We start from the raw sequence: 15,186 nt of genomic DNA, 5'->3' as shown, positions 1-15,186 counted from the left end.
CATCCCGACACCGGGATGGAAATCGGGGGTACCCCGCGATCGATTCGGCACTTCCGACACTCTGACCTGCACAGACGGGGCGCCCGCCAGGTGGCGGGCGCCCCGTCGTCGATCAAGCTCTGCCTCGGCGCGCGGGCCGGGCGGTCAGATCAGCTCCCGGTGGCGATGGCGTTCTCGAGCCACTGCGAATCGGCGTAGTCGAAGCGCTCCCGGCCGACCGCGATGAGCGGCGTCCCGTGGAAGCGGCCCTCCTCGTTCTGCAGGTGCTCGGTCGCGTCCGCCGTGATCAGCTCGTCGGCGACCAGGGCGTTGTGCTCGCCGTCGCGCACGCAGGTCGCGAAGGCCGGGTCGTCGACGCCCAGCTCCTCGCCGAGGTCGATCAGCTGATCGGCGTTCCACACCGTGGAGCCGCTGGCGGGCTGCGCCGCGAACAGGCTGGCGTGGAAGTCGACGAAGACGTCCTGGTCTGCGGCGCAGAGGGCTGCGTTCGCCGAGCGCATCGAGTATCCCGGTGCCGAGTTGGACTCGTTGAGCATGGGGAGCATGTGGTAATTGATCTGCACCGTGCCCTCGGACAACGCCTCGTCGATCTCCTCGCCGTAGACCTCCTCGAACTGGGCGCAGCCCGGACAGAGGAAGTCCTCGTAGATATCGATGGTGACGCCGGCGTCCTCTTGGCCGACCAGCACCGAGCCGCCCTCCCGCGCCACGGGATGGTCGCCCAGCCGCACGGCCGAGATCGTGTCGGCCGCCTGCTGTTCCTCCCGATCCTGGGTGAGCAGCACGCCGCCGATGACCGCGATGGCCACGACGACCACCACCACGACGCCGATCACGACGGTGTTCTTGCCGCCCCCGCCCTTGGCGGACTTCATCGCCTTGGCCGCCGCCGCCTGGGTCTGCTGCTGTCGGTACTTCCGAGCACTGCGCTCCGCGCCGCCCACGTTCACGTCCTTCCTGCAACCTGCTGCGAGGTCCGGCACGCCCACCGTGCGGAGGATCGTCGCGGGCGGGAACCCCGCGCCGCTCGACCGAGCCTGAATCGACGAGGCCTCGTCGTCGCGACGGGCGTCGATCACGCCGGGTGATGGTCCGGACAGAATCGCGAGCGTACTCAGACAAACTGAAAGCAAGCTTAAGGCGCCACGTCCGATTCTCGTTCAGGGAAGGCCCCGGCCTGCCCGATGTCACGGTGTGTGGTCAGGCGTCCGGCTGGCCCGGCTTGCCGCCGACCCGCTCGCCGGTGGGCGGTTCCGGAGCCTCGAACAGCGCGCCCGACTCGGGGGCCAGCTCAGTGGCCGTCCCCGGTGTCGTCGGGTCGACGTCGGCTGCCTCGGCGGGCTTCGGCAGCGTCTCCGGGGCGGGAGCCCAGAAAATCACGGCGAGCAACGTGATGAGCCCAGTCACGCCGAACGCGGCGCCGTAGGAGACGGTGTCGGCGAGCACACCCGCCACCAGCGGTCCGATGATCGCGCCGACGTCGGCGGACATCTGGAAGCCCGCGAGCACGGGGCCGCCCTTGCCCCGGTTGCCGATGATGTCGGCGACCACGGCGCTCTGCGGCGGACTGAGCATGCCGGAGCCGATGCCCGCGACCAGCGAGGCCGCCAGGAACAGTTCCACGGAGCCGGTGAAGCCCAGCCAGATCGTGCCGCCGCCCGACACGAGCAGCCCGGCCAGCGCCAGGGGCTTGCGGCCGATCCGGTCGGCGAGCCTGCCTGCGAAGAGCAGCGCAGCCGCGTTGCCTGCCGCGAAGACGGCGAGGGAGAAGCCCGCCATGCTCTCCCCGGTACGCAGCACCTCGACCACGAACAGCGGGATGAGCGAGATCCGCACGCCGAACACGGCCCAGCCGTTGCCGAAGTTCGACGCCAGCGCCGCGCGATAGGTGGGGTGCCGCAGCGCGTCCCTGATCCGCAGCGGCTCGGCCGTCTCGTCCTGGGTCTCCCGGTCGGCCAGGCTGGAGTTCCGCAGGAAGATCAGCGACACGAAGGCCGCCACCAGCACGGTCACCCCGTAGACCAGGAACGGGAGCCGGATCGAGACCTCGACCAGCCCGCCTCCGATCAGCGGCCCGGTGATGTTGCCGAGCAGGAAGGACGTCGCCCAGAGCCCAGAGGCCCTGCCGCGCATCGCGGGCGGCGAGAGCCGGATGAGCATCGCGACGCCGGACACGGTGAACATGGTCGAGCCGATGCCGCCGAGTGAGCGGAAGAGCAGCAGCTGCCAGTACTCGGTCGCGAAACCGCAGACGCCGGTCGCGACCGCGACGATGACCAGGCCCCAGAAGTAGATCCGCCGTTCACCCCACCGGGTGACCAGCTTGCCACTCGCCGGGGCGAACAGCAGTCGCATGAAGGCGAAGGCGCTGATGGTGAGGGAGACCGCCGTGACGCCGACGTCGAAGCTTGCCGCGAAGGTGGGCAGTGCGGGGGCGAGGATGCCGAACCCGACCGCGATGATGAAGCCGCAGGCGACGAGGATCCAGATCTCGACGGGAAATCGATCACGAGTGCCGGGGCTTCGGTTCGGCTGGTTGGTCGTCTGCTGATCCGTCCCGGCCGCCGATGGCACCTGTTTCCTCCTTAGCTTTTTAGCAGGGCTAAGAATACCGGTGCCGGCCCTTGATTGGAAATTGATTCATGTACGACCGTGCACGAGCAGCGGCGGCCGGTCCACCCCGGTGATCGTCGGCCTGACGAGGTCGGACGCCGTCGACGGTCCGCACCCTCACGGCGGGGGCGATGCCAGCACGCCGGATGCGGGCTCGGCGCCGGATCGGCCCGTCTTCCCAGGTGACCGGGTCGAGCAAGGCCATCGCGCCGACACCCCAGGCCGCCCGCGCACCGGTTCGGACCCCGGTCGCCCCGGTCACGGGCCGCACGCGGTCGGAGCACGGCCACGGCCGCCTACCGTGGTCGGCATGAGACCAGGAGGCGGCGTGCTCCCCGCCGAGCTGCCCGCGCTGCCCATTCGGGACGTGCTCGACACGGTGACCGCCGCGCTCGCCGATCGAGGCGTCGCGGTGCTCAGCGCGCCGCCAGGCACCGGGAAGACCACGCTGGTGCCGCTCGCGCTCGCCTCGGCCGGGCTCCGGGTCCTCGTCGCCGAACCGAGGCGGCTGGCCACACGGGCGGCCGCCGCGCGGATGGCCGAGCTGTGCGGGGACGCCGTCGGCGAGACGGTGGGCTACGCCGTGCGCGGTGATCGACGTCGCTCCGCCGCGACCCGCGTCGAGGTCGTGACCAGCGGTCTACTGGTGCGCAGGCTCCAGTCCGATCCGGAGCTGCCCGGTGTCGACGTCGTGCTGCTCGACGAATGCCACGAGCGGCATCTGGACGCCGATCTGGCCCTGGCGCTGCTGCTGGACGCCCGCGCCGGGCTGCGCCCGGATCTGCGACTGCTCGCCGCCTCCGCCACCGTCGACACCGACCGGCTGGCCCGCCTGCTCGACGACGCCCCGGTGATCCACGCGACCACCCGAACCTTCCCCGTGCAGACCTCCTATGTCGCGCCGGTCCGCCGCGAACGGGTCGAGAACACCGTGGCGAGGGCGGTGCGCACCGCGCTGGCCGAGAACACCGGTGACCTGCTGGTCTTCCTCCCCGGCGCGGGCGAGATCCGCCGAGTGACCGCGCTCCTCGGCGGCCTCGGCGACGTCGACGTACTACCGCTGCACGGCAGGCTGAGCACCGAGCGCCAGGACCATGCCCTGCGGACGGGTCCTCGACGCCGGGTGGTGCTGGCCACCGCCGTGGCCGAGTCGAGTCTCACGGTGCCGGGCGTCCGGGTGGTGGTCGACTCCGGGCTGGCCAGGACGTCGCGAACCGATCATCGGCGCGGCCTGTCCGGCCTGGTCACCGGCCGGGTCTCGGCGGCCGTCGCCGATCAACGTGCGGGCCGCGCGGGCAGGCAGGGCCCCGGCCGGGTGTATCGCTGCTGGCCGGAGCATGAGCACTCGACCCTGCCGCGCCACCCGGAGCCCGAGATCCGCACGGCCGACCTCACCAGGCTGGCCCTGGAACTCGCCTGCTGGGGCACCCCGGACGGCGCCGCCCTGCGGTGGTGGGACGCTCCGCCGTCGGGCCCGCTGGCGGCGGGCCGCGACGTGTTGACCGCGATCGGCGCCCTCGACGCGAGCGGGACGGTGACCGCTCGCGGCACCCGATTCGCCGGGCTCGGTCTGCATCCTCGGCTGGCGCGGGCGCTCTGGGACGGTGCGGCTCGGCTCGGCGCCGACACCGCAGCCGAGATCGTCGCGCTGCTCGACGAGGAGCCCGGGGGCACCTCGGATCTGCTCGACGCCTGGCGGCTCTCCCGCACGGCGGAGGGCGGCTCGGCCCGGCTGCGACGCGAGACGAGCAGGCTGGCTCGGCTCGTCGCCGACGCCGTGCCGCCTGGCCTGCGTTCGCGGGGCAGGGCGACCGGACCGGGTACGGCCGCCGGACGACCGACGGCGGGCAGGCCGGAGTCGGACGTCTCGTCCCCCGCCGACCGGAATCCCGGCGGGGCGGACCGCACCCGGTCGGGCGCAGGCTCGTCGTCCGGCGCCGCGCAGGCGGAGGCCGCCGCGCTCGTGGTGGGGCTGGCCTTCCCCGAACGGCTGGCGCGACGACGCGGCGCGGCGGGTTCCACCTATCTGATGGCAGGCGGCACCGCGGTCGACCTGCCCTCGGGCAGTGCGCTGACCGGTGCCGCCTGGCTCGCCGTCGCGGTCGCCGACCGATCGCCGGGACAGCCGCACGCCACCGTCCGGCTCGCCGCCCGCGCCGACGTCGACCTGGCCACGGCCGCCGCACCCGCGCTGCTGGCCGAGGCCGACGAGGTCGGCTGGGTAGACGGCGAGGTGCGGGCCCGGCGGGTGCGGCGGCTGGGCGCGATCGTGCTGACGGAGCGGGATCTCACCGACCCCGACCCGACGGCGGTGCGGGCGGCGGTGCTCACCGGGCTGCGGAAGGAGGGGCTGGGCCTGCTGCGCTGGGAGCCCGCCGCGACGGCGCTGCGTGATCGGCTGGCGTTCCTGCATCACGCCCTGGGCGAGCCGTGGCCCGCGATGAGCGACGAGGCGCTGTCGTCGACCCTGGACGACTGGCTCGGCCCCGCGTTGACCCGAGTCCGCCGCCGAGCCGATCTGGCCCGCGTCGACGCCGGGCAGGCCCTGCGCAGGATCATCCCGTGGGAGGTCGCGGGCAGGCTGGACGAGCTGGCGCCCGAGCGCATCGAGGTGCCGTCTGGCTCCAAGGTCCGCATCGACTACCGCAGCGAACGGCCGGTGCTGCCGGTGAAGGTGCAGGAGGCCTTCGGCTGGTCTCAGACGCCCAGGGTCGCGGGCGGCCGGGTGCCGGTGCTGTTGCACCTGCTGTCGCCCGCAGGCAGGCCCGCCGCCGTCACCGACGACCTCGCGTCGTTCTGGAGCACCGGATATCCACAGGTTCGATCGGAACTGCGCGGGCGCTATCCCCGGCATCCCTGGCCGGAGGACCCCACCACGGCCACGCCGACCCGCAGGCTGCGACCGCGCTGAGGCGACTCGGTCCGCAGTCCTGAGCCGCTGCCTGCCGAGACCGGCGGTTCGGGCCGGGCCGAGCACGACCCGTCGAACCCGTCGGCCCGCCGCGCGTCGACTCGGCTGCCGTCCGATCAGCTCGCGAACGACGCCGGGCCACGACGCCGCTGGAGACGGACCGATCCCGGCCGTCCCGAGAGACGGCCGGGACCAGGAGAGGACCGCCGATCATCGGCGCGGCTCACCCGCCCGGCTCGGCAGTGAACTGCCGGGCGGCCGCAGCGCGCCCGCTGACGTCCCGAGGCGGATAGCCGAGGAGCCGGTGCCGGTCGAAGGGCGCCTGCCTGCGACCGACTGCCGCCGACCCGGCTCGCGCCGACCCGCCGACCCGCCGACGGCCGCAGAACGCGAACGGCCGGGACACCCCAGCAGGGCCCCGGCCGTCGTGCCGCGTCGGATAAGTCAGCCGATCGCGGTGATGCGGCCCTCGCCGCCCACCGGGTACTGCTCGGCGCTGATCACGCCGGACAGTCCGTCCTGGAGGTACTCGTTGAGCGCCTGCTGATACGTCTTGCCGACCGGGGTGAAGTCCAGGCCGCCCAGCGGATAGCCGTCGCCGCCCCGCGCCGAGAAGTCGTTGGATGCGACCGCGATCGGGTCGCCCTCGACGACCTCGCCGTCGGCGACCAGCACGGTTCCGTCGTCCAGGACGACACTGCGGACCCGCTCCCCCGGTGTGAGGATCTCGCCGGTGTTCGCGTCGATCTCCTGCGCGACGGCGGTCACGTCGTACTCGAACCGCAGGCCCGCGACCTGGATGAACTGTCCTGCCGCACCGGGAGCTCCGGAGACGCCCCGCTCCAGAAGCTGCCGCAGGGTGTCCCTGGGGACCGCAGGCAGCACGGACACGAAGTTCGCGAACGGCGCGACGTCGTAGGTGTTCAGCTCGGTGATCGCGCCCGCTGGGATGGTGGAGTCGTTGCGGATTCCACCGCCGTTCTGGATGCCGACCTGCGGGACCGGCACGCCGAACTCCTCGGCCTGGCCGCTCGCCGACCACACCATGGCGTCGGCGAGCAGATTGCCCAGGTTGGTCTCGCGGCTGCGCACGGCATCGCGGACGCCGTCGAGCGGGACCTCGCTCTGCGCGACGACGGTCTCGGCGAGCCCGGCGATGTACTCCTCGACCGGCTCCTCCACGGTGCGCTGCACCTGGCGGTCGGGCCGGACCGCGTCGTCGCCGACGCCGGACACGCGAACCGGCTGGGTCTTGGCGTCGTCGTAGCCGAGCAGGTTGCCGCGCCAGTCGAAGTTGAGCACCACCCGACCGATGTACTTGTAGTTGCCCGTGGTGGTCACCACCGGCACGTCCCGGCCGTCGCGATCCTGGGCCACGATGGGGAAGCCGCGCTCGGCCACGTCACCGGGGATCAGCTCGTCCTCCGGATCGGCGAGGATCTCGCCGCCGCCCGCGCCGACGATCACGTCCACGCCGGACAGTTCGGGTGCCAGGGCCAGTTCGTTGTCGATGTCCTGCAGGTGTGAGAGCAGCACGACCTGATTGACCCCGCGCCGTTGGAAGCCCTCGGCGAGTCCGTTGGCGATGCCTGCGAGGTCGTCCTGCACCTCGACGTCGCGCGGGCTGGACAGCGCAGGCAGCTCAGGAGTGGTGAGGCCGATGATCCCAATCGGCTTGCCTGCCTGCCAGGAGACGTGACTGGTCACGAGCGTGCCGTTGCGGGTGTAGCCGGTGAGCGAGGGCTCGCCGGAGACGTCGAGGTTGGAGCCGACGAACTTGGTGCCGCCCCGGAAGCTGCTCATGAAGTCGGCCAGGACCTCGGGGCCGAAGTCGAACTCGTGATTGCCGATGGCGGTGGCGTCGAAGCGCATCGCCTTGAACGCCAGGGCGTCGTAGTAGGGCGCGCCCTTGTCGATGCTGGCGGCGAACTCGGGGCCGGGCAGGTAGTTGTCGCCGCCGGAGACGACGAGCGCGCCCCGATGGAAGGCCGTTCCAGCGTCCGGCCTGCCGGTGACGGCGTCCCGACGAAGCTGGTTCATCAACGTGGTGGTCCTGGCGACACCGCCGAAGGCCCGCTCCTCGTCGGGGCTGATCGCCCCGTCGCCGTCGATGTCGGCGTCCACCCCGAGGAGTTGGGACTCGCCGTCGTTGATGAACAGGACGGTGAGGGTGTACGCGGGGCGGTCGCCCCACCAGTCTGCACCGGCCGGGGCCGCGAGACCCGCCATCATCAGCGTGGCCAGCGATGCGGTGAGCAGGGCTCTACCGGCGCGCTTGCGAACAGGGCTTGGGGCGTGCACAGCACTCCTTCATGATCTTCATTCGGCGGCGGCCCGACATCACTCGCCAACAGACGAGGGCGAGGACACCGGCCGCGAGACACGGTCGAGGGTGAAGACGGTGTCAGGTCGAATACTGAACCACGACGCCGAGGAACTCCAGAGAATCCACTCGGTCCGTGGCGGGGACCGCACCGAGCGTCGGACCCGATCACGCGCGTCCCCCTTTCCGTGGCGGCGGACCCGACGGCGACGTCTCGTTCACCGCAGTCGGCGAGTCAGGCGGCATTCCGTCGGCGGCCCAGCAGCCACAGCCCCGTTCCCGCACCGAGCAGGACCAGCCCCGAGAACAGCAGCCCCATCCCGTCGATGCCGGTGTCGGCCAGGTCCTCGGGTGCCGAGGCCTCGCCGTCCGAACCGCCGCCTGAACCGCCGTCGGCCCCCGTGGGCGCCGTGGAGTCCGGGCTCGCGGAACCGGACTCGGCGGGCGGCCACGTCGGCTCCGGCGAGCTGCTCTCCGTCGGCTCGCCCGGCTCGCCCGGCTCGTCGGAGCCGTCGCCGCCGTCGATACGAAAGAGCGTGGTGGTGCCGGACACCTCGTTGGCGACCGCCAGCAGCGGCGTGTCCGGCAGCGGGCTGTCCTCGGCGGCGATGAAGGTGAGTCCTTCGGCTCCGAGGTCGCCCGCCCGCTGCCAGTCCGCCGATTCGGGGTCGACGGTGAAGTCCCGGTTGTTCACGTACTGCACGAACTCGGGCGCCGCAGGCTCGGTGACGTCGTAGACCATCACGCCGCCGATGCGCTCCAGACCGATGAAGGCGTAGGTACGGTCGGCGATGCGGCCGGTCGTCACGCCCTCCGGTTCGGGGCCCTTGTCGTCGCTGCGGTTGTCGAAGGTGTTCTCCGTGTGGTTGCTGTTGAACATCTCCGGGTACAGCTCGGCGGTGATGCGTTCGAAGTCGGCGCCGGAGTCGAAGACCTGTTCACCCTCGGTCGACCAGATCGAGAAGGACCGGCCGCCGAAGGAGTGCAGCTCCTCGTAGCAGGGCTCGTCGCCCTCCCGCAGTCCGTTCGCGGCGGTGACGTTGAGCCTGCCGAGGTTCTCCTCGGCGACGAGTTCCGCGGGGCCGCCGGGGAAGTCGGCGAAGGCGTCCTCGCACAGTGGCGCGACATCGGTGACCAGATCCGCGATGCGGTACTCCTCGCCGTACCCCGCCCAGTCCCGCGAGTCGCCCTCGTTGGCCGTGACGAGGTAGGTCGCCCCGGCCGCCTCGTAGGCGGCCATCCCGTCGGGCTGATACATGCCCTTGACCAGCCACGACGCGATGTTGATCGCGTCGTCGCGGTTGGAGACGTCGAGTTCGGCGCCGGGCAGCGAGTGGTCCTTGACGCCCAGCGGCAGGATGTCGGTGATCTCGGCGCCCGCGATGTCGACCACGGCGATCGCGTTGGCCTCCTGAAGCACCGCGTACGCGGTGGTGCCCGTCGCGTCGACGGCGAGATACTCCGGCTCGAGGTTCTCCGAGACCCGGCGCTGCGGATCGGTCGTCGGCCCGTACACCCGGACGTCGGCGGGCAGCTCCCGGCCGCCGTCGGGGTCCCAGGCCCGGAAGTCGGCGGTGCGCACGTCGTCCTGGGTCAGGTCGGCGAGGTCTCCGGACACGTCGATGATCGACACCGAGCCCTCGGGATCGACCGCGTAGTCCTCGGCGGGCTCGCCCTCGTTGGCGACGAGCAGGGCGGCGCCGTCCGGAGTGAAGGCGAGCATGTCGGGCAGCGATCCCACTCGCAGCGCGCCGCGCGGCTCGCCGTCGGAGTAGAACACGACCCAGCCGGGGTCGGTCTTCGGATCTGCTTCCACCGCGACGGCGACGAGTCCGTCCGCCCGGACGTCGACCGAGTTCACCACGGCGCCGTCGACGACCGTGGACCCGTCCGAGGTGGGGACGCCGACGGTCTCCAGGCTCGACACGAGGTCGGGCGCCGTCGGATCGGCGATGTCGAGCACGTCGATCCGGGCCTCGGCCGCGTTGACCACGAAGAGCTGTTGCAGCCGAGGGTCATGGGCGACGATCTCGGCCGCGCTGGCGTCGAACACGCCGCTCGCGTAGCTGCCGAGGACGGACAGGGACAACGGTCCAGGCCCGTGGACGTCGGGCTGAACGGGCTGCGCGAGAACGGGCGCGGCGGCGAGCACCGCGAGGGTCGTCGCGGCCAGCGCCGCGACGGAGAGACGTCGCATCAAGGACTCCAGGTTCGATGGGCCCGCCCATCACAGTGCAGCCACATGAGGCTCACGTGGAACACACATGTCCCATCGGGGTGGCCTGCCCGTCACCCAGGTGAACAGCGGTGATCAGCACCGACGACGGCGACGGACCGCGACGGCCCCGTCTCGACGCGCGAAGAGCACGGCCGCCCGCAGCAGGCCCAGCCGAGACACCAGGCGCCCGCGCCCGACCCCACAGACACCAGTAGTCGGCCCGACGCCGGCCCCGCCGCACCCGTCCCCCACCACACCCGTCGCTGTACGGCCGCCCGGCAGACGAGCAGGCACTGTCCCCGGCGAATCGAGTGGTCTCGGGTTCTGCCTACGTCGGCTGAACTACCGTGCCTCGTCGTGCGGACCACGACGACTTCCTCGACGCGCTGGCTCAGGTCGGTGCGGGCGGCACCGCGTTGGACCCCGAGGTGGTGCGCAGGCTGCACGTCTCGCGGAGCACGGTGGAGAAGCACGTCAACGCGGTCTTCGACAGACCCGGCCTGTCCGAGGCCGTGGGCTACCACCGACGAGTGCTCGCGATCCTGCGCTATCTGGAGTCCTGACCATTGCCGGTCTCCCGAGCCGCCGGAGGGCAGTCGGGCCCGCCTCCGCGACGGGGGGACGGGCCCGATCGGTGGAGAGATCAGTTGTCGCGATAGCGCTCGATCACCTGAGTGCTGTCGTCGCCGGTGATGATCTGTGTCCGCTCCGGGTCGGCGGGCGGCTCGGCGGCCGGATCGATGCCCTGCGCCTTCAGTCTGCGGTTCTTCATGATGCGCAGCACCACGAACGCGACGACGGCCACGACCACGGCGATGAGGACGGCTCGGGAGAACACGCCCGCGTACTCGTCGACGATGTGCCAGTTCTCTCCCAGCTGATAACCGGCCACCACGAAGATCGTGTTCCAGATCAGGCTGCCCAGCGTGGTGAAGAGGATGAACGTCGCGATGGACATTCGCTCGACGCCCGCGGGTATCGAGATGAAGCTGCGGAAGATCGGGATCATCCGTCCGAAGAACACGGCCTTGACGCCGTGCTTGATGAACCAGGCCTCGGTCTTGTCGATGTCCTCCGTCTTGACCAACGGCAGCTTGGCGGCGATGGCTCTGGTGCGGTCGCGGCCGAGCAGTGCGCCGACGTAGTAGAGGACGATCGCACCCACGACGGAGCCGACCGTGGTCCAGATGAGCGCGCCCGCCAGGCTCATGTTGCCCTGGCTCGCGGTGAAGCCCGCCAGCGGAAGGATCACCTCACTCGGCAGCGGCGGGAAGAGGTTCTCCAGGGCGATGGCCAGTCCGGCGCCGGGGCCGCCCAACGCCTCCATCAGGCCGATGGCCCAGCCTGCGAGCCCTCCCGGCGGCTCTGATGCAGACTCCGCCGCCAGGTGAATGAGATTCATGCATGACTCCCTTGATTCATGCTGGAAACGCTAGGAGAACCACCGGCTGAGAAACATAAGGGCCACCATCGTATTGCCGCCGACCACACCGCAGCGCCAGCCCTGCGGTTTCCCACAATACGCGGGCACACAGGGTGATTCGGACACCCGGTCGTCGCTGAACACGGATTTCACTCGGCGAACTCGGCCGCTGTGTGCATCCGAGAAATTCGCGCGGCATCGCGGCCTGACTGGCGAGTAACGAGGCCGAGTGCCGAACCGACGGAAGTGGCGCCTTGAGTCGATCGGCGCATCGGAAATTCGATGAGACTCCGCCCGATGGGCGCCCGCAGTTGCACGGGCAGCCTCCGCCGCGACGCCCGCGCCCCGACTGCGGCAGGACTCCAGGCGTGGCGGCCGCCGGGATCGGGCATCGCCCGGCAGACGACGGGACGGAGCACTCGTCGGCCCAATATGCCTCTCGAGGTATATTACCGTCATGGCAACTACCTTCGAAGTGCTCGCCGAGCCGCGCAGGAGGGAGATCCTGGACATCCTCCGGGCAGGTGAACGCCCGGTCGGCGATCTCGTCACCCGCCTCGCCCTCAGCCAACCTGCCGTCTCCAAGCACCTCAGGGTGCTGCGGGAGGCGGGGCTGGTCGAGGTCCGTCACGATGCTCAACGCCGGTGGTATCGGCTGTGTCCCGAGCCGCTGGCGGAGATCGACACCTGGCTGGCGCCGTATCGGAGGTTCTGGAACCAGCGACTCGACGCGCTCGAACGACGACTCGACGAGATGCCCGACGAGCCCGCCGCGCCGTCGGCCTGACCCAGACCGACGGGCCCCATCACCAACCGCACCACCCGGCCCGGCGATCCCCGAGGAGGACACGATGAACCCGCCCGACCCGACGCTGCACACCGTCAACGGCCACCCGCAGTTGCGGTTGCGCCGCGAGCTGCCACACCCCCCGGAGAAGGTGTGGCGCGCCATCACCGACCCGGCCGAACTGGCGCACTGGTTCCCGGCGACCGTGCGCACCGAGCTGCGGGCGGGCGCTGAGATGCACTTCGTCTTCGAGGACGGGGAGTTCGTCGACACCGACGGCGAGATCCTCGAGATCGATCCGCCGAAGGTCTTCGTCTTCCGCTGGGGGCAGGAGGTGCTGCGCTGGGAACTCGTCCCGGCCGAGCACGGATGCATCCTGTACTTCAGCCACACCTTCACCGGCCCCGACGGCTGGGGCGACCGACTCGCTGCCGCCCGACACGCCGCAGGCTGGGTCGCCTGCCTGGACCTGCTCGTCGATCTGCTCGACGGCCGTCCCCCGCAGACCGCCACGACCAGGGTGGCCGACGACCAGTGGTTCGACCGCAGCGAGCAGTACACCGAGGCGTTCGGCATCGCCGAAGGCGAGGTCGACGAGACCTCCGACGGATTCCGACTGCGCATCGCGCGGGATCTCGTCCAGTCCGCCGAGGACGTCTGGGCCATGCTCACCTCGGACGACCCTGCGGACGAGGACGATGCGACGCCGGATTCCGCACGCGACGAGGCTTCCGAGAGCGCGGACGAGGAGCCGGGACGGGCCGGAGTGCAGGCCGGTTCCACCGACGTCGGAGCGACTCCCCCGCTGCAATTCACCAACGGCTTCGTGCCTGCCGGCCCGATCACCTCGGTCGAACCCGGCCGGACCCTGGAGTACCGCTGGGAGCACGACGGAGCGGCCGCAGGCCTGGTCCGGTGGGAGTTCCACGCCCACGAGTTCGGCTGCGCCATCCAGATCGTCCAGACGGTGCCTGCGACGCTGGCCGGTACGCGAGCAGTTGCGCTCGCCGCCTGGCAGACCCACCTGGAGGTGCTGGTCAGGACGCTGCACGGCAGGCCGCAGTGCTGGCCCTTCGAGCGGACCGAGGAGCTTCGACGCCGGTACGAGGCGCGGCTGGGCTGACGGCCTGCGGCGACTCGCTCGCCGCGCGATCGGCCGTAGGCTCGACCGACGTCGCTCGCCCGCCGGTCACCGTCGTCGATCCGGTCAATCCGGTCGATCCGGTCGATCCGGTCGATCCGATCACCACGGGCAGCGACACCATCGGCGACCTCGACACCGATCCGGCCGCCGGGCAGGACGTGCCGGTACTGCGCAGGAAGCGCGCTCGGGGCACACCGCCTCAGACGCCGAACCTGCCGAAGACTCGCGCGGCATCGCCCGGCCGTCACACCTTCGCGCCCCGTCTCGTCTCCATTCCGTCACCGCGAGCCACGAGAAGAGGAGTCGGGCATGACGAGAGAGATCACCGTCGTCGGGGGCGGGCTGGCCGGGTTGATCGCGGCGATCACCTGCGCGGAGGCGGGCGCCGCCGTCACGCTGCACGAGGCGCACGGGAGCCCGGGCGGCCGGGCCCGCGCCACCGACGAGCCGTACGTGGCGCACGACGGAGCCCACGTCTTCTACGCCGACGGGCCACACTGGACATGGCTCACCGAGCGCGGTCTGGTCGGCAGGCTCGGCAGGCCCCGCGCGCGGGCGCTCCTGCACTCGGGCTTCCGCTCCGGCGGGCGCATCCGCCTTCGGCTGCCCGCAGGCTTCCTGCGGATGGTGCTGCATCGGCGGCGGCCCGCACCGGTGGATCGGGACTTCCACAGCTGGGCAAGCGAGCACTACGGCGAGCAGGCCGCGCTCGCCGCCGCGAACGCCATCAGCGTGGTCACCTACGACGCGCACACCGGGCGGCTGTCGGCAGCCTTCGTCTGGCGCCTGCTGCATCGCGTGTTCGCGCCCAAGCCGCCCGCCGTGCGGTGGGTCGTCGGCGGCTGGCAGTCCGTCGTCGACCGACTCGCCGAACGGGCGCGGGAACTCGGCGTCCACATCGAGTCGAACTCGCGCGTCACCGAGGTCGGTGCTCGACCGACCATCGTGGCCACCGAGCTGGCCTCGGCGCGGGTCCTGCTCGGCGACGAGTCACTGCGCTGGGAGAGCGGGCACTGCGAGATGTTGGACCTCGCGGTGCGCGAGGACCGGCGGCGCGACCACTTCGTGGTCTTCGACCTGGACGAGGGCGGCTTCCACGAGAGCTACTCGATGCAGGACCCGACGGTCGCCCCGCCCGGCGAGTCGCTGTTCCAGCTCGACATGCCGGTGCGCGTCGGGGAGTCGAAGGCCGAGGCCCGCAGGCGACTCGAGACGTTCGCCGATCTCGCGCTGCCGGACTGGCGCGAGCGCACGGTCTGGAAACGCACCGCCACCGCGAGGGGACGCACCGGCGCGCTCGACCTGCCCGGTCAGACCTGGCGAGACCGCCCGGCGATCGATCGGGGCGACGACGTCTTCCTCGCGGGCGACATGGTGGCCGCACCGGGGATGCGCGGCGAGATCGCGATGAACAGCGCCGTCACCGCTGCGCAGGGCGCGCTGGCCGCCGTGGGCCTCGCCCGAGAGCCGCGCTGAGCGGGCCCCGGCCGCGCCCCGGGCTCGGCCATGGCGATCGATCCGGGGCCCGGCAGCCACGGTGAGGTGAGACGACCGTCGACGGCGGGCGAGACGACAGCGCCGGGACAGGGAGTCCGGCAGGGAACACCGTCGAACTCAGCAGGCACAGTCGCGCGGGGCCCGACCCGGCGCGGTATCCGTCGGCGTAGTCCGTGCTCGCCGTCGTCGACATCGCCGTCATCCTCGGTCGAGACCGGGTGGTCGAGGCACTCCTCGCCGCCGCAGAGCCGCGACGACTGCCCGGACTGC

The 15,186-nt window shown here is 71.5% G+C and carries 9 protein-coding genes and 1 pseudogene; 5 read left to right on the top strand and 5 right to left on the bottom strand.

Annotated features, from left to right (window positions below; all coding sequences use genetic code 11):
* Window positions 1–149: 149 nt before the first annotated feature.
* Window positions 150–1,079 (bottom strand): DsbA family protein, encoded by a 930-nt coding sequence (locus tag UA74_RS05035; protein ID WP_083682929.1) that lies wholly within the window; start codon window positions 1,077–1,079, stop codon window positions 150–152.
* A gap of 121 nt (window positions 1,080–1,200) precedes the next feature.
* Window positions 1,201–2,574: an MFS transporter gene (locus tag UA74_RS05030; protein ID WP_075763892.1), complete on the bottom strand. Its 1,374-nt coding sequence runs from the start codon at window positions 2,572–2,574 to the stop codon at window positions 1,201–1,203.
* A 349-nt stretch (window positions 2,575–2,923) separates the two neighbouring features.
* Here UA74_RS05030 and UA74_RS05025 point away from each other — a divergent pair, with 349 nt between their 5' ends.
* Window positions 2,924–5,524 (top strand): ATP-dependent RNA helicase, encoded by a 2,601-nt coding sequence (locus tag UA74_RS05025; protein WP_075765965.1) that lies wholly within the window; start codon window positions 2,924–2,926, stop codon window positions 5,522–5,524.
* A gap of 444 nt (window positions 5,525–5,968) precedes the next feature.
* Here the strand turns inward: UA74_RS05025 and UA74_RS05015 are convergent, their stop codons facing one another.
* Together UA74_RS05015 and UA74_RS05010 are read right to left on the bottom strand one after the other, a co-directional pair.
* A complete protein-coding gene (locus UA74_RS05015; protein ID WP_318533286.1) occupies window positions 5,969–7,825 on the bottom strand; it encodes a bifunctional metallophosphatase/5'-nucleotidase in 1,857 nt (618 codons plus the stop codon).
* A 257-nt stretch (window positions 7,826–8,082) separates the two neighbouring features.
* On the bottom strand, window positions 8,083–10,044 hold the full coding sequence (locus tag UA74_RS05010; protein WP_075763888.1) for a choice-of-anchor I family protein: 1,962 nt from the start codon (window positions 10,042–10,044) through the stop codon (window positions 8,083–8,085).
* Window positions 10,045–10,418: 374 nt separating this feature from the next.
* Here UA74_RS05010 and UA74_RS05005 point away from each other — a divergent pair.
* A pseudogene (locus UA74_RS05005) lies at window positions 10,419–10,628 on the top strand (DNA-binding response regulator); the annotation flags it as partial.
* Between the two features lie 80 nt (window positions 10,629–10,708).
* On the opposite strand, the gene UA74_RS05000 reads toward UA74_RS05005, so the two are convergent.
* A complete protein-coding gene (locus tag UA74_RS05000) occupies window positions 10,709–11,467 on the bottom strand; it encodes a DedA family protein (protein WP_075739266.1) in 759 nt (252 codons plus the stop codon).
* Window positions 11,468–11,945: 478 nt separating this feature from the next.
* Here UA74_RS05000 and UA74_RS04995 point away from each other — a divergent pair, with 478 nt between their 5' ends.
* The 3 genes from UA74_RS04995 to UA74_RS04985 all read left to right on the top strand — a co-directional run bounded on the left by UA74_RS04995 (window position 11,946) and on the right by UA74_RS04985 (window position 14,895).
* Window positions 11,946–12,275 (top strand): ArsR/SmtB family transcription factor, encoded by a 330-nt coding sequence (locus UA74_RS04995; RefSeq protein WP_075739265.1) that lies wholly within the window; start codon window positions 11,946–11,948, stop codon window positions 12,273–12,275.
* Window positions 12,276–12,339: 64 nt separating this feature from the next.
* Window positions 12,340–13,398, top strand: coding sequence for an SRPBCC domain-containing protein (locus UA74_RS04990; RefSeq protein WP_075763886.1), 1,059 nt, complete (start codon window positions 12,340–12,342; stop codon window positions 13,396–13,398).
* Between the two features lie 330 nt (window positions 13,399–13,728).
* On the top strand, window positions 13,729–14,895 hold the full coding sequence (locus UA74_RS04985; protein WP_075763884.1) for an FAD-dependent oxidoreductase: 1,167 nt from the start codon (window positions 13,729–13,731) through the stop codon (window positions 14,893–14,895).
* Window positions 14,896–15,186: the final 291 nt, after the last annotated feature.

Origin of the sequence: Actinoalloteichus fjordicus (assembly GCF_001941625.1) — a bacterium.
GTDB lineage: Bacteria > Actinomycetota > Actinomycetes > Mycobacteriales > Pseudonocardiaceae > Actinoalloteichus_A > Actinoalloteichus_A fjordicus.
This window is presented reverse-complemented; position numbering and strand designations above follow the sequence as displayed.

Excerpts from the sequence above, each read along its gene's own strand:
- UA74_RS05025 (WP_075765965.1), top strand. The coding sequence starts at position 2,924 with ATGAGACCAGGAGGCGGCGTGCTCCCCGCCGAGCTGCCCGCGCTGCCC.
- UA74_RS05010 (WP_075763888.1), bottom strand. The coding sequence starts at position 10,044 with ATGCGACGTCTCTCCGTCGCGGCGCTGGCCGCGACGACCCTCGCGGTG.
- UA74_RS05000 (WP_075739266.1), bottom strand. The coding sequence starts at position 11,467 with ATGAATCTCATTCACCTGGCGGCGGAGTCTGCATCAGAGCCGCCGGGA.
- UA74_RS04995 (WP_075739265.1), top strand. The coding sequence starts at position 11,946 with ATGGCAACTACCTTCGAAGTGCTCGCCGAGCCGCGCAGGAGGGAGATC.
- UA74_RS04990 (WP_075763886.1), top strand. The coding sequence starts at position 12,340 with ATGAACCCGCCCGACCCGACGCTGCACACCGTCAACGGCCACCCGCAG.
- UA74_RS04985 (WP_075763884.1), top strand. The coding sequence starts at position 13,729 with ATGACGAGAGAGATCACCGTCGTCGGGGGCGGGCTGGCCGGGTTGATC.